The sequence below is a fragment of the Streptomyces sp. NBC_00536 genome, assembly GCF_036346295.1.
Taxonomy (GTDB): domain Bacteria; phylum Actinomycetota; class Actinomycetes; order Streptomycetales; family Streptomycetaceae; genus Streptomyces.
The window spans coordinates 6,187,697-6,204,090 of sequence record NZ_CP107819.1 but is presented as its reverse complement, the minus strand read 5'-3'; the positions used below and the strand labels follow the sequence as shown (position 1 = coordinate 6,204,090).

General features: G+C 73.7%; 1 protein-coding gene. It reads right to left on the bottom strand.

Annotation, left to right across the window (positions count from 1 at the left end):
* Window positions 1-71 precede the first annotated feature (71 nt).
* Window positions 72-16,265, bottom strand: a complete 16,194-nt coding sequence (locus OHS33_RS27270; protein WP_330333038.1) for a type I polyketide synthase — start codon at window positions 16,263-16,265, stop codon at window positions 72-74.
* Window positions 16,266-16,394 lie beyond the last annotated feature (129 nt).

The window sequence follows — 16,394 nt, the reverse complement described above, 5'->3', positions numbered from 1 at the left end:
CTGTTGTGGTGGTGCGGGGCGGCCGCGCCCCCCGCCCGGAAGGCCGGAGGGGAGGCGCGGAGCGCGGTGTGTCAGGAAGCGCCGAGCTCGTTGTCGAGCAGGTCGAACAGCTCGTCGTCGGTCGCCGTTTCGAGGGCGCCGTCGTCGGCGTCCTCGTCCGGGGCGCCGCCGTTCGCGTCCTGTGCGTCGTTCCACTTGGCCATCAGGGCCTGGAGGCGCATCGTGATGCGCGAGCGCGTGACGCTGTCCGCGTCCGCCGCGCCCAGGGCGGTCTCCAGCCGGTCGAGTTCGCCGAAGACGGACGGTCCGTCGTCGTCGAGGGGCAGCGCGGAGCGCAGATGTCCGCTCAGCGCTTCGGGGGTCGGGTAGTCGAAGATGAGCGTGGCGGGCAGGCGCAGCCCCGTGACGGCGCCGAGCCGGTTGCGCAGCTCGACGGCGGTCAGCGAGTCGAAGCCCAGCTCCTTGAAGGCGCTTCCGGGTTCGATGGCGGCCGCGCCGCTGTGGCCCAGCACCTGGGCCACCTGGGTGCAGACGAGGTCGAGCAGCACCCGCTCCCTTTCGGCGGGCGGCAGTTGGGCGAGCCGCTGCGCGAGCGAGTCGGGTGCGTCGGCCGCCGCGCCGCTCGCCCTGCGCCGTACCGGAGTACGGAGCAGGCCGCGCAGCAAGGGCGGTACGACGTCCCCCACTTGGGCCTGGAGCACGGCCAGGTCGAGCCGCGCGGGCACGAGTACGCTCGCGGTCCGCGCGCCCTCGGGCACGGCGCCGGAGGATGCCCTGGCCGGCAGCGCGGTGTCGAAGAGCGCGAGCCCCTCGGCCGCCGACAGCGGGTTCATGCTGCCCCGGCTCAGGCGCCGCCGGTCCTGCTCGTCGAGGGTGGCGGCCATGCCCGCCTCGTCGTCCCACAGCCCCCAGGCCAGCGAGACGGCCGTGAGGCCCTGGGCCCGGCGGTGCTGGGCGAGGGCGTCCAGGAAGGTGTTGCCCGCCGCATAGTTGGCCTGCCCGGCGTTGCCGAACACACCGGCCGCCGAGGAGAACAGGACGAACGCGGTCAGGTCGAGTCCGTGGGTCAGCTCGTGCAGGTTCCACGCGGCGTCGACCTTGGGCCGCAGCACCGCGTCCATCCGCTCGGCGGTCAGCGATTCGACCGTGCCGTCGTCCAGCACACCGGCGGTGTGCACGACGGCCGTCAGCGGATGGGCCGCGGGTACGGACTCCAGCAGTGCGGCCAGCGCGCCCCGGTCGGCCGCGTCGCACGCCGCCCAGGTGACCCGTGCCCCCAACTTGGTGAGTTCCTCAGCGAGTTGTGCGGCACCGTCCGCGGCGGCGCCCCTGCGGCTGGTGAGCAGCAGATGCCGTACGCCGTGTTCCACCACCAGGTGCCGGGCCAGCAGCCCGCCGAGGGTGCCGCTGGCGCCCGTCACCAGGACGGTGCCCTCCGGGTCCACGGCAGGGACCGTCGCCGCCTCCGGGGCGATGACGGCTCGCGCCAGCCGAGGAGTCAGGACGACCCCGTCGCGCAGGGCGAGTTGGGTCTCATCGGTGCCGAGCGCGGCGGGCAGGGCCCGGTACGAGTCGTCCTCGTCGTCGAGGTCGACCAGGACCAGCCGGCCGGGGTGCTCGGCCTGCGCGGAGCGCACCAGTCCCCACACCGCCGCGTGCGTGAGGTCCTCGACGTCCTCGTCGGGGTCCGTCGCGACGGCGCCGCGCGTGACGAGGGCCAGCCGTGAACCGGCGAGCCGCTCGTCCGCCAGCCAGGACTGGATCAGCTCCAGCGCGTCCGCGGCGGCGCGGTGGGCGGCCGACGCGAGGCCGCCCGGCACCAGGTCGGGTGCCAGGGAGACGAGGACCGTCTCGGGCGCGGGCTCCCCGAGTGCCTCGGCCAGCTCGACCGCGTCCGCCAGAGCGGACAGGTCGAGAGGGTGCCCGCCTGTGTCCTCGGAGGCGCCGAACAGCGCGGCGGGCTCCAGGACCCCGGTGCGCTCCAGCGCGGCGCCCAGCTTCAGCGGATCCCCACCGAGCAGGGCCCAGCGGCCGTCGGCCGGTGACTGTGCCTGTGCCTGTGCCTCGGGCAGCGCCAGCGCGGGCCAGTCGACCTGGAACAGCGCGTCCCGCGAGGAACCCGGTCCCTGGTCCGCGCTGCCGAGTGCGTCGACGGCCAGCGGACGCAGGACGAGCGAGTCGACGGTGAGGACCGGCCGGCCCGCTGCGTCGGAGACGGCCAGCGTGACCGCGTCCTGGCCGGCCGGTGCCATCCGTACCCGGAGCGCCGAGGCGCCCGTGGCGTGCAGCCGTACGCCGTCCCACGAGAACGGCAGCCTGGCGCCCTCGGGGCCGTCGGGGAAGAAGTCCCCGAGGCCGACCGCGTGCAGGGCGGCGTCGAGCAACGCCGGGTGGAGCCCGTACAGGGCGCCTTCCGACCGCCGGTCCTCGCCGAGGGCGACCTCGGCGAACACCTCGTCGCCGCGCCTCCAGGCCAGCAGCAGATTGCGGAACGCGGGACCGTACCCGAGCCCGATGGCGTCGAACGACGGGTAGAGATCCTCCACCGCACAGGGGACGGCTCCGGCCGGCGGCCACTCGGGCTCCGCCTCGGCCGGGTGAGCGCCCCCGACGGCCAGGACACCGCCGGCGTGCCGGGTCCACGGCTCCTCGAAGGCCGCCTCCTCCGGGCGCGAGTAGACGTGGAACACCCGCCTCCCCGCCGCGTCGGGCTCGGCCACGACGAGCCGCAGCTGTACGCCGCCAGCTTCGGGCAGCACGAGCGGAGCCTCCAGGGTGAGGTCCTCCAGCAGATCGCAGCCCGCGTGGTCCCCGGCGCGCACGGCGAGTTCCACCAGCGCGGCGCCCGGCAGCAGGACGGTGCCCGCCACCCTGTGGTCGGCCAGCCAGGGGTGCGTGCGCAGGGAGAGCCGCCCGGTGAACAGGAACCCGTCGGAGTCGGGCAGTTCGACGGCCGCGCCCAGGAGCGGATGCCCGGCTGCACCTAGCCCGGCGGAGGTCACGTCCCCGCCCGGGGCGTGGGCGGGGGCCTCCAGCCAGTAGCGCTGCCGCTGGAAGGCGTACGTCGGCAGGTCGACCCGCACGGCGCCGGTGCCGGAGTGGTACGCGTCCCAGTCGACCGGAATCCCGCGCAGGTGGGCCCGGGCGACGGCCGAGGTGACCGTCTCCTCCTCTGAGCGGTCCGCGCGCAGGGCCGGGAGGAACGTCGCGTCGTCGCGCGTGACGCACGACTGACCCATGGCGGAGAGGACGCCGCCGGGGCCGAGTTCGATGTAGGTGGTGACGCCCGCGTCCTCCAGCGTGCGGACGCCGTCCAGGAAGCGGACCGCCTCGCGGACGTGGCGGACCCAGAAGTCGGCCGAGCCCATCTCGTCGGTGACGAGAGCGCCGGTGAGGTGGGAGACGACGGGGATGCGCGGAGCCTCGTACGACAGACCCTCCGCGACCTCGCGGAAGGCGTCGAGCATGCCGTCCATGTGCGGCGAATGGAAGGCGTGGCTGACCGTAAGGCGCTTGGACTTACGGCCGGTGAACGACTCCGCGATCGCCACCGCGTCGGCCTCGTCACCCGCGATCACGACCGACTGCGGGCCGTTGATCGCGGCAATACTCACCCCGTCCGTCAGCAGTGGCAGGACCTCGTCCTCCGACGCCTCGACGGCGATCATCACACCGCCGGTGGGCAGCGCCTGCATGAGCCGGCCGCGGGCGGCGACCAGCGTGCAGGCGTCATCGAGGGAGATCACCCCGGCCACATGGGCCGCGGTGATCTCGCCGATGGAGTGCCCGGCCAGGAAATCGGACTTCAGGCCCCAGCTCTCGGCCAGGCGGAACAGCGCGACTTCGAGGGCGAAGAGGGCGGGCTGGGTGTACGCGGTCCGGTCGAGCAGGTCCGCGTCGGACCCGAACAGCACCTCCTTCAGCGGTACGTCCAGGTCGAAGCGGTCGCATACGGCGTCCAGGGCGCGCGCGAAGCCGGGGTGGGCGGCGTACAGCTCCCTGCCCATGCCCAGGTACTGGCTGCCCTGCCCGGTGAAGAGGAACGCGACCCTTCCACCGCTCGGCGATCCCTCCGTCAGGTTGGCCGCCGTGGCGCCCTCGGCGAGCGCGGCGAGTCCGGCGAGGAACCCCTCGCGGTCCCCGGCGACCACGGCGGCCCGGCGGTCGAGCGCGGTCCTGCTCGTGGCCAGGGCGTAGCCGATGTCGGCGAGGGACAGACCCGGGTGCGCGACCGCGTGCGCCCGGAGCCGGGCGGCCTGCTCGCGCAGGGCGTCCGTGCCCTTCGCCGAAAGGAGCCACGGCAGGCTGCCGGGAGTCCGGGCGGGCTCGGGCCGTGCGTCGGGCAGATCCACGGGGGCGGGGGCCTGCTCGATGATGGCGTGCGCGTTGGTGCCGCTGAAGCCGAAGGAAGAGATCGCCGCGCGGCGGGGACGGCCCGTCTCGGGCCAGGCCCGCTGCTCGGTGAGGAGCGTGACCGCGCCCGCCGACCAGTCGACGTGCGGGGTCGGCTCGTCCACGTGCAGCGTCTTGGGGACGACACCGTGACGCATGGCCTGGACGATCTTGATGATGCCCGCGACGCCGGCGGCGGCCTGCGTGTGGCCCATGTTCGACTTGATCGAACCGAGCAGCAGCGGCTGCTCGTCCGTGTGCTCCTGGCCATAGGTGGCGAGGAGCGCCTGCGCCTCGATCGGGTCGCCCAGGGTGGTGCCGGTGCCGTGCGCCTCCACGACGTCGACCTCGGCGGCCGACAGACCGGCACTGGCCAGCGCCTGGCGGATCACCCGCTGCTGGGACGGGCCGTTCGGAGCGGTGAGGCCGTTGCTCGCACCGTCCTGGTTGATCGCCGACCCACGGACCACCGCGAGCACCGGATGACCGTTGCGCCGCGCGTCGGAGAGTCGCTCCACCAGCAGGACGCCCGCGCCCTCGGACCAGCCCGTGCCGTCGGCCGCGGCCGAGAACGCCTTGCACCGGCCGTCGGCCGCGAGGCCGCGCTGGCGGCTGAACTCCACGAAGGGGGCCGGGGTCGCCATGACCGTGACACCGCCCGCGAGAGCGAGGGAGCACTCACCGTTGCGGAGCGCCTGCACCGCGAGGTGCAGGGCGACCAGCGAGGACGAGCAGGCCGTGTCGACGGTGATGGCCGGGCCTTCCAGGCCGAAGGCGTACGACAGCCGTCCGGAGATGACGCTCGCCGCGTTGCCCGTGCCAAGGAAGCCCTCGACGCCTTCGGGGAGGGCCGTGAGCCGGGAAGCGTAGTCGTGGTACATGACGCCCGCGAAGACGCCGGTCCGGCTGCCGCGCAGGGCCGCCGGGTCGATGCCCGCCCGCTCGAACGCCTCCCACGAGGTCTCCAGCAGCAGCCGCTGCTGGGGGTCCATCGCCACGGCCTCGCGCGGCGAGATCCCGAAGAACGCCGGGTCGAAGTGGCCCGCGTCGCGGACGAAGCCGCCCTCACGGGCGTAACTCGTGCCCTGCTGGTCGGGGTCGGCGTCGAACAGCGCCTCCACGTCCCAGCCCCGGTCGTCCGGGAATTCCGAGATGGCATCCCGGCCTTCCAGGACGAGCCGCCAGAGGTCGTCCGGGCTCTCCACACCGCCGGGGTAGCGGCAGCCGAGGCCCACGATCGCGATGGGTTCGTCATCGTCCCGGGCCGCGAGAACGACCGGGGCCGATGCCACGGGCACGGTTCCGACCAGCTCCGACCGCAGGTGGTCCGCCAGGACCGCCGAGGTCGGGTAGTCGAAGACGAGCGTGGCGGGGAGGCGCAGCCCCGTCGCCGCGCCGAGCAGGTTGCGCAGCTCGACGGCGGTCAGCGAGTCGAAGCCCAGCTCGCGGAACGAGCGGTCCTTCTCCACCGCCTCCGGGTCGGCGTACCCCAGGACCGCGGCAACCTGCGTACGGACCAACTCCAGGACGTGCGCCGCCTGTTCGGCGGCCGACAGTCCGGCGAGGCGTTCCGCCGGGGCGGAGGCCGCGGCGTTGGCGGTGCCCGCGGCGCGGCGGGTGGGGGTACGGACGAGACCGCTGAGCAGCGGCGGCAGCATCCCGCTGCCCGCCTGTACGCGCAGGGCCGCCAGATCCAGCTTCACCGGAACGAACAGGGCCTGCCCGGAAGCGGACGCGGACGCGGCATCGAACAGCGCCACACCCTCCGGCGCGGACAGCGCGCTGACGCCGCCACGGCCCAGACGCGACACATCGTCGGCGTCCAGCGCGCCCGCCATACCCCCGGACTCGGCCCACAGACCCCAGGCGAGGGAGGTCGCCGCCAGGCCCTGCGCCCTGCGGTGCTGAGCCAGCGCGTCCAGGAACACATTCGCCGCCGCGTAGTTCGCCTGACCGGCACCGCCGAACACGCCAGCAGCCGACGAGAACAACACGAACAACGACAGGTCGAGATCGCGGGTCAGCTCATGCAGGTTCCAGGCCGCATCCACCTTCGGACGCAACACCGCGGACAGACGCTCCGCAGTCAGCGACGACACCACTCCGTCGTCCAGCACACCAGCCGTATGCACCACACCCGACAACGGATACTCAACAGGAACCCCATCCAGAACACGCTCAAGCGCCTCACGGTCAGCGACATCACAGGCCGCCCACCGCACATCAGCACCCAACGCGGCCAGCTCGGCGCCGAGTTCAGCAGCACCCGCAGCATCTCCACCACGACGACTCACCAACAACAGCCGCCGCACACCACGCTCAACCACCAAATGCCGGGCGAACAGGGCGCCCAACGTCCCACTCGCACCCGTCACCAACACCGTGCCGTCAGCACCGAGTTCGGGCACAGTGCCATCGACGGCAGCGGCACGGGCAAGGCGCGGCACGAGCAAGGACCCGTCGCGGACCGCCAACTCGGGCTCACCGGTGGCGAGCGCGGCCGACAGCACATCCGCATCCACATCACCATCGACGTCACCGTCGACATCGATCAGAACGAAACGGCCCGGGTTCTCCGACTGGGCGGAACGCACCAGACCCCGCACGGCCGCCTGCGCCAGCCCAGGAACCGTGTCCCCGGCCCGCGCAGCCACCGCACCGCGGGTGACGAACACCAGCCGGGAGGGCGCGGACCGTTCCTCGGCCAGCCAGGCCCGTACGTGCGTGAGCGCGTCGACGGCCAGGACATGCACCATCCGCGGCAGGGCGTCACCCTCCGGCCGAGCCGCCGCGGCCGCCGCTGACTCCGCTCCCGTGGCAATGAACACGAATTCCGGCACGTCGGAGTCCGCAGCCGGAGCCGCCGTCCGATCGGCCGCGAGTTCCGTCCAGTCGATCCGGTACAAGGAGTCCTGGCGGGCGGCGTTCGCCGCGCCGAGCTGCTCGGGCGACATCGCCCGCAGGACCAGCGAATCCACGGAGGCGACGGGCGCACCCGCGGAATCGGCCAGTTCCAGCGACACCGCGCCCTGGCCGGCCTCGGCCAGTCGGACCCGTACCGCCGGGGCACCGGCCGCGTGGAGGCGGACACCACGCCAGGCGAACGGCAGCCGTGCGGCGCCGGCCGTTTCGTCCGCGTCCTGGCCGGACAGCAGATCACCCAGCGCCAGGGTGTGCAGCGCCGAGTCCAGCAGCGCGGGGTGCAGCCCGAACGCGGCGGCGTCCGCCTGCGCTTCCGTGGGCAGGGCCAGTTCCGCGAACAGTTCTCCGGCGCTCCGCCAGGCCACCCGCAGCCCCCGGAACAGGGGGCCGTACGCGAGCCCGGCGGCATCCAAGGTCTCGTAGACGTCGTCCACCGGTACGGCGGTCGCACCGGCCGGAGGCCAGACGCCGAGGTCGGCGGCGGCGCCCCGGACCTCGTCCACCAGCAATCCGTCGGCGTTCCGGACCCACGGTTCGCCCTCGGCGTCCGGGCGGGAGTACACGGCCACCGTGCGGTGGCCCGCGGTATCGGGCGCGCCGACCACGACTTGCAGCTGGACCGCGCCCTCGTCCGGCAGGACCAGTGGGGCCTGAAGCGTCAGCTCCTCCAGGGCTCGGGTGCCTACGCGTTCGCCCGCATGCAGGGCCAGTTCGACGAGGGCGGTTCCCGGAAGCAGCACGGACCCCATGACGGCGTGGTCCGCGAGCCAGGGGTGCGTACGCAGGGAGAGGCGCCCGGTGAGGACGCAACCGTCGGCGTCCGCGAGAGTCACGGCCGCACCCAGCAGCGGATGTCCAGCGGCGGCGAGCCCGAGTCCGGCAGTGTCGCCGGGCAGGGGGATTCCGGTCTCGGGCCAGTAGCGCTCGCGCTGGAAGGCGTAGGTGGGCAGGTCGACGCGCTGGGCGCCGGTCCCGGCGAAGTACGCCTGCCAGTCGACGGCGATCCCACGGACGTACGCCTGGGCGAGGGCCGTGGTGACACTCTCGACCTCGGGGCGGGCGGAGCGCAGGACCGGCACGAAGACCGCGCCCTCGCCGGTCACGCACGCCTGGGCCATCGCCGACAGGACGCCGTCCGGGCCGAGTTCGACGTACGCCGTAACGCCCGCGGCCTCCAGGGCGCGGATGCCGTCCAGGAAGCGAACGGCGTCACGGACGTGACGCACCCAGAACTCCGCCGAGCCCATCTCGTCAGTGACGAGAGCACCGGTGAGGTTCGAGACGACAGGGATGCGCGGAGCCCTGTACGACAGGCCCTCCGCCACCACCCGGAAGTCCTCCAACATGCCGTCCATATGCGGCGAATGGAACGCATGGCTGACCGTGAGCCGCTTGGACTTACGCCCCGCGAAGGACTCCGCGATGGCCACCGCGTCAGCCTCATCGCCCGCGATCACGACCGACTGTGGGCCGTTGACCGCGGCGATGCTCACGCGGTCGGTCAGCAGCGGCAGGACCTCGTCCTCCGATGCCTGGACGGCGATCATCACGCCACCGCCCGGCAGCGCCTGCATCAGCCGACCACGAGCCTCCACCAGAGCGCACGCGTCATCGAGCGACAGCACCCCGGCCACATGCGCGGCCGCGATCTCACCGATCGAATGCCCAGCCACGAAGTCCGGCTTCACGCCCCACGACTCGACCAGCCGGAACAGCGCCACCTCGACCGCGAAGAGAGCCGGCTGGGTGTGAGCGGTCTCGTCCAGCAGACCCGCGTCCGTACCGAACAGCACGTCCTTCAGCGGCAGTTCAATCCGAACGCACACCGCGTCCAGAGCCCGCGCGAAGACGGGATACGCCTCGTACAGCTCACGGCCCATCCCCAGCCGCTGGCTCCCCTGCCCCGTGAACAGGAACGCCGTGCGGCCGCCCTTGTCGGCCGTGCCCCGTACCAGGCCCGGAGCCGTGCGCCCGTCGGCGAGGGCGGTGAGTGCGTCGAGGGCGTCGCGTGCCGTGGCGGCCGTGGCGCTCTCCGTCGCGACCAGGACCGCCCGGTGGTCGAAGGTGGCACGGCTCGTGGCCAGGGAGTACGCCAGGTCGGCGAGGGGGAGGTCGGGGTGTGCCGTCAGGTGGGCGCTCAGCGCGCGGGCCTGGGCGGACAGGGCCTCGGCGGTGCGGCCCGCGAGCCGCAAGGGCAGCGCGCTCGGCGCGGCCACCGCATCGGCCGGGGCGGGCGTGGCCGCCTCCGGCGCCTGCTCGATGATCGTGTGCGCATTGGTGCCACTGATGCCGAACGACGACACGCCCGCACGGCGCGGACGGCCCGTCTCCGGCCACGGGACGGAGTCGGTGAGCAGCGAGACCGCGCCCTGTGACCAGTCCACGTGCGGCGAGGGCCGGTCCGCGTGCAGGGTGCGCGGCAGCACGCCGTGCTGGATGGCGAGGACCATCTTGATGATGCCCGCGACACCGGCGGCCGCCTGCGTGTGACCCATGTTCGACTTGATCGAGCCGAGCCACAGCGGGCTGTCCTCGGTGTGCTCCCGGCCGTAGGTGGCCAGGAGCGCCTGCGCCTCGATCGGGTCGCCCAGCGTCGTACCGGTGCCGTGCGCCTCGACCGCGTCCACCTCGGCGGCGGACAGGCCCGCGCTCGCGAGGGCCGCGCGGATCACGCGCTGCTGCGAGGGACCGTTCGGAGCCGTGAGCCCGTTGCTCGCGCCGTCCTGGTTGACCGCCGAGCCGCGGACCACGGCCAGGACCGGATGCCCGTTGCGCCGGGCGTCCGACAGCCGCTCCACGAGGAGCATGCCGACGCCCTCGCCCCAGCCCGTACCGTCGGCGTCGGCCGAGAAGGCCCGGCAGCGGCCGTCGGCGGACAGGCCGCGCTGACGGCTGAAGCCGATGAACGTGCCGGGGGTCGCCATGACGGTGACACCGCCGGCCAGCGCCATGTCGCACTCGCCGGTGCGCAGCGCCTGGATGGCCATGTGCAGGGCCACGAGCGACGACGAGCAGGCGGTGTCGATCGTGACGGCGGGGCCTTCGAGACCGAAGGTGTACGAGACCCGGCCCGAGGCGATGCTGCCGGTGCTGCCCGAACCGAGGGAGCCGTCCGCGCCGTCCTTGGAGCGCTCCAGCAGGGCCGCGTAGTCGTGGTACATCACACCGGCGAACACACCGGTCCGGCTGCCGCGCACGGTGGCCGGGTCGATCCCGGCCCGTTCGAACGCCTCCCAGGTGGTCTCCAGGAGGAGCCGCTGCTGCGGGTCCGTCCCGACGGCCTCGCGCGGGCTGATCCCGAAGAACGTCGGGTCGAACGCGGCGGCGTCGCGCAGGAAGCCGCCGTGGCGGGTGTACGAGGTGCCCGGGTGGTCGGGGTCGGGGTCGTACAGCGACTCGACGTCCCAGCCTCGGTCGGCGGGGAAGCCGGATATCGCGTCGCCACCGCCCTCCAGGAGCCGCCACAGCTCCTCGGGGGTGGTCACGCCGCCGGGGTAGCGGCAGCTCATCGACACGATGGCGATCGGGTCGTCGTCGGCCACGGTGGGCGCGGGCCCGGCGGGGGCGGACGCGTGCTGGTCTCCGGCGAGTTCGCCGGAGAGGTGACGGGCGAGCGTGAGCGAGGTCGGGTGGTCGAAGACCAGCGTGGCGGGCAGCCGCCTGCCGACGGCCGCGCCCAGGCGGTTGCGCAGTTCCACCGCCGTGAGGGAGTCGAAGCCCAGCTCGTTGAAGGCGTGTTCGGGATCGATGGCGTCCGGGGAGCCGTGGCCGAGTACGTCGGCGACGTGGCCGCGGACGAGGTCGAGGAGCAGCCGCTCCCGGTCCGGTGCGTCGAGGCCGAGGAGCAGCCGTTCGAGAGCGGAGAGGTCCGGCCCGGTCGCGGTGGTGGCTCCGGCCGCGACGCGCCTCGCGGGGGTGCGGACCAGTCCGCGCAGCAGCGGGGCCACTTCGGCGCCGGGGAGGACGGCGGGCAGGCTCAGCCGCATCGGCACGAGCAGCGCCCGTCCGACGGTCTCCCGGTCGTCATCGGCCGTGCCGAGGGCGTCGGCGAGGTCGAGCAGCGCGAGGCCCTCGGCGGCGGTGAGACCGTGGACACCGCCGCGCTTCATCCGGTCGAGGTCGGCGCGGTCGAGCGCGCCCGCCATGCCTTCGGCGTCTTCCCACAGCCCCCAGGCCAGCGACTGGCCGGGGAGCCCGCGGGCCCGCCGGTACTGGGCGAGCGCGTCCAGGAAGGAGTTGGCGGCGGCGTAGTTGCCCTGGCCCGGTGCGCCGAAGACCCCGGCCGCGGAGGAGAAGAGGATGAAGGCGGACAGGGGCAGGTCACGGGTCAGTTCGTGCAGGTGGAGCGCGGCATCGGCCTTCGGACGCAGGACCGTGTCGAGGCGCTCCGGGGTGAGCGAACCGATCACCCCGTCGTCCAGGACACCGGCCGTGTGGACGACCGCGGTCAGCGGATGCGCGGCGGGGATCGCGGACAGTACGGTCGCGAGCGCGTCCCGGTCACCCGCGTCACACGCCGCCCACGACACCTCCGCACCCAAAGCGGCCAGCTCAGCAGTGAGTTCACCGGCCCCCGGGGCGTCGGCACCCCGACGGCTCAGCAGCAGCAGACGCCGCACACCGCGCCCGGTCACGAGGTGCCGGGCGACGAGTCCGCCGAGGGTGCCGCTGGCCCCGGTGACGAGGACGGTGCCGTCGGAGTCGTACGACGGCGTCTCGACGACGGCACCGGCGGCGTCGGCGGGAACCTTGGCCAGCCTTGGCGCGTGGGCCACGCCGCCGCGCAGGGCGACCTCCGGCTCCTCGGAGGCGAGTACGGCGCTGAGCGTCGGCCAGGACACCTCGTTGACGCTGTCGCTGTCGCTGTCGATCAGCAGGAACCGGCCCGGGTGCTCGGACTGTGCGGAGCGGACCAGCCCCCAGACCACGGCGTGCACCGGGTCGGGCACCTGGTCACCGGCCCCCGCGGCGACCGCGCCGTGCGTGAGCAGGACGAGGCGGCTGTCGGCGAGCCGGTCGTCACTGAGCCAGTGCCGCAGCAGGGCGAGGGTCCGGTGCGCTGCCCGGTGGACCGCCTCGGGGGTGGGTTCGGGCACGGCAGGGTGGCATACGAGTACGGCATCCGGCACCGGAGCGCCCGCGGCGAGGGCCGCGCTCAGCGCCTCCACGTCGGCGTGGTGGGCCACGCCGTCGCCCGGGTCGTCGGTGGGGACCGGCTCTCCGAGCACGGCCCAGCGGCCGTCGGCAACGCCGGGCAGGGTCAGCGGGGGCCAGTCCACCTGGAACAGCGCGTCGTGGTGGGCGCCCCGCCCCGTTTCCAACTGCTCGGCCGAGACGGTGCGCAGGGTGAGCGAGGCGATGTCGGCCACGGGCTGTCCGGCGCCGTCGGCGAGGGCCAGGGACACCGCGTCCGGTCCGGCCTTGGACAGCCGTACGCGCAGCACCGAGGCGCCCACGGCGTAGAGGGACACCCCGGCCCAGGAGAACGGCAGCCGACCGCGGCCGGTGTCCTCGACGAGCCCGGCCAGGCCGATGGCGTGCAGCGCGGAGTCGAGGAGCGCGGGGTGCAGTCCGAACAGCGAGGCATCGGCCCGCTGTCCGTCGGCGGCCGCGATCTCGACGTAGGCCGCCTCGTCGCTCGTCCAGGCCGCGCGTACGCCCTGGAAGGCGGGGCCGTACTCAAGGCCCGCCGCGGCGAGTCCGGCGTACAGCTCGTCGACGGCGAGGGGCGTGGTGCCGGCCGGCGGCCAGACGTCGGGGGCGAAGGACGGCTTCGGGGCGCCCGTGGCGAGCACACCGTCGGCGTGCCGGGTCCACGGCTCTGCCGCTTCGGCGTCCGGGCCGGTGGCGTCCGGTGCGGGCTCGGGGCGGGAGTGCACGCCGAGGGTGCGGCGGCCGGTGGCGTCCGGTGCGCCGACCCACAGCTGGACCTGCACACCTCCGCTCGGGGGCAGTACGAGCGGTGCGTGCAGGGTGAGTTCTTCGAGCAGGTCGCAGCCGACCTGGTCGCCCGCGCGGATGGCCAGTTCGACGAAGGCGGTGCCCGGCAGTACGGCCGAACCCATGACGCCGTGGTCGGCGAGCCAGGGGTGGGTGTCGAGCGAGAGACGGCCGGTGTAGAGGAAGCCGTCGAGGTCGGCGAGGGCCACGGCGGCGCCGAGCAGCGGGTGGTCGGCCGCGCCGAGCCCGGCCGAGGAGACGTCCCCGAGGGGCCGTCCGGCGTCGAGCCAGTAGGACTCGCGCTGGAAGGCGTAGGTGGGCAGGTCGACGCGCCGGACGTCCGTACCGGAGTAGTACGCGTCCCAGTCGACGGCCACCCCGCGCACGTGGAGCCGCGCGAGGGCGTCGGTCAGCGAGCCGGTCTCCGAACGGCCCTTGCGGAGTACGGGCACGAAGGCTGCCGTGTCGGCGGTGGGGCAGTCCTGGGCCATGGCCGACAGCACGGCGTCCGGGCCGAGTTCGACGAAGTGCACCACGTTGCGTTCGGTGAGGGCGCGGATTCCGTCGAGGAAGCGGACGGCCTCGCGGACGTGCCGGACCCAGAAGTCGGCCGAGCCCATCTCGTCGGAGACGAGGGCCCCGGTGAGGTTGGAGACGATCGGGATGCGCGGGGCTTCGTACGACAGGCCCTCCGCCACCGCCCGGAAGTCCTCCAACATGCCGTCCATGTGCGGCGAATGGAACGCGTGACTGACCGTAAGGCGCTTGGACTTACGGCCCGCGAAGGACTCCGCGATCGCCACCGCGTCCGCCTCGTCGCCCGCGATCACGACCGACTGGGGACCATTGATCGCGGCAATGCTCACCTGGTCCGTCAGCAGCGGCAGGACTTCGTCCTCCGACGCCTGGACGGCGATCATCACGCCACCGCCAGGCAGCGCCTGCATCAACCGCCCACGAGCCTCGACCAGGGTGCAGGCGTCCTCCAGCGAGAACACCCCGGCCACATGCGCGGCCGCGATCTCACCGATCGAATGCCCCGCCAGGAAGTCGGGCCGCAGACCCCAGCTCTCCACCAGACGGAACAGGGCCACCTCGACCGCGAACAACGCGGGCTGGGTGTACGCGGTCTCGTCGAGCACGGCGGCGTCGGTCCCGAACAGCGCTTCCTTGAGCGGCAGTTCCAGCCGCTCGCAGACGGCATCGAGTGCGTTCGCGAAGACGGGATACGTCTCGTACAGCTCCCGGCCCATCCCCAGCCGCTGGCTCCCCTGCCCGGTGAACAGGAACGCCAGCTTCCCGGCGACCGGGCGGCCCGAGGTGACCCCCGGTGCCGTGTCCTCGGGAGCCGAGTCCGCGAGGGCTGCCAGCGCACGGGCGAGGCCGGGCCCGTCGGTGGGCGTGAGGATCGCCCGGTGCTCGAAGTCGGTGCGTCCGGCGGCGAGCGAGTGGGCGATGTCCCCGGGGCGCAGGCCGGGGTGTGCGGTCAGGTGGGCGTGCAGCTTCGCGGCCTGCGCGCGCAGCGCGGCCGGGCTCTTGGCGGAGAGGTTCCACAGCGGCGCCACGGGCGGTGCGAGCGCCGCGGGCGGCTCGCTCCCGGATGCGGCCTCGGCGGCGTCCGGGGCCTCCGGGGCCTGCTCGATGATGGTGTGGGCGTTGGTGCCGCTGATGCCGAACGACGAGACGCCCGCGCGGCGGGGCGCGCCGGTCTCGGGCCACGGCACGGACTCGGCGAGCAGGGAGACCGCGCCTTCGGACCAGTCGACGTTCGGGGTCGGCTCGTCCACGTGCAGGGTCTTGGGGAGTACGCCGTGGCGCATCGCCATGACCATTTTGATGATGCCCGCGACACCGGCGGCGGCCTGGGTGTGGCCCATGTTCGACTTGATGGAGCCCAGCCACAGCGGGCGGCCGTCGGGGCGGTCCTGACCGTAGGTGGCGAGCAGGGCCTGGGCCTCGATCGGGTCGCCGAGGGTGGTGCCGGTGCCGTGGGCCTCGACCGCGTCGACCTGGGTGGCCGACAGCCGCGCACCGGCGAGTGCCTGGCGGATGACGCGCTGCTGGGAGGGGCCGTTGGGGGCCGTCAGCCCGCTGCTGGCGCCGTCCTGGTTGACGGCCGAGCCGCGGACCAGTGCCAGGACGGGGTGGCCGTTCCTGCGGGCTTCGGAGAGCCGTTCCAGGACGAGCATGCCGGCGCCTTCGCCCCAGCCCGTGCCGTCCGCGGCGGCCGCGAACGACTTGCAGCGGCCGTCGCCCGCCAGGCCTCGCTGGCGGCTGAACTCGGTGAAGGTGCCCGGCGTCGACATGACGGTGACACCGCCGGCGAGGGCGAGCGTGCACTCGCCGCCCCGCAGGGCCTGGACCGCCAGGTGCACGGCGACCAGCGAGGACGAGCAGGCCGTGTCGACCGTGACGGCCGGGCCCTCCAGGCCGAGGGTGTAGGCGATCCGGCCCGAGGCGATGCTGCCGGAGCTGCCGTTGCCGAGGAAGCCCTGGATCTCCTCGGGCACGCTGAACAGCCGGGCGGCGTAGTCGTGGTACATCAGTCCGGCGAAGACCCCGGTACGGCTGCCGCGCAGCGACGCCGGGTCGATGCCCGCGCGCTCGAAGGCCTCCCATGACGTCTCCAGCAGCAGCCGCTGCTGGGGGTCCATGGCGAGGGCTTCGCGCGGCGAGATCCCGAAGAACGCGGGGTCGAAGTCGGCCGCGTCGTGCAGGAAGCCGCCGACCTGTTCGTACGCCTCGATCCCGGTCTCGGGGTCGGGATCGAAGAGGACTTCGGCGTCCCATCCGCGGTCCGCGGGGTAGGCGGAGACGGCGTCCCGGCCGTGGGCGACGAGGTCCCACAGCTTTTCGGGGGTGTCGATCCCCCCGGGGTAGCGGCAGCTCATCGCCACGACGGCGATCGGCTCCTGCTCCCGTTCCTCCACCTCGCGCAGTCGTCGTCGGGCCTCGCGGAGGTCGGTCGTCGCCCGCTTGAGGTAATCGAGGTACTTCTCCTCGTTCACCATTTACGCCATCCCCGTGGTCAGAGTCGGAAAGCTCGCGCGGAGCCCGTGGATCGGAAGGTGGGTGCCGGACGGGAGGGCGGCCGGGAGCCGGTGCTGCGCACCGGCCGGACGGCCGCCGGGCCGGAGCCC

Excerpts from the sequence above, each read along its gene's own strand:
- OHS33_RS27270 (WP_330333038.1), bottom strand. The coding sequence starts at position 16,265 with ATGGTGAACGAGGAGAAGTACCTCGATTACCTCAAGCGGGCGACGACC.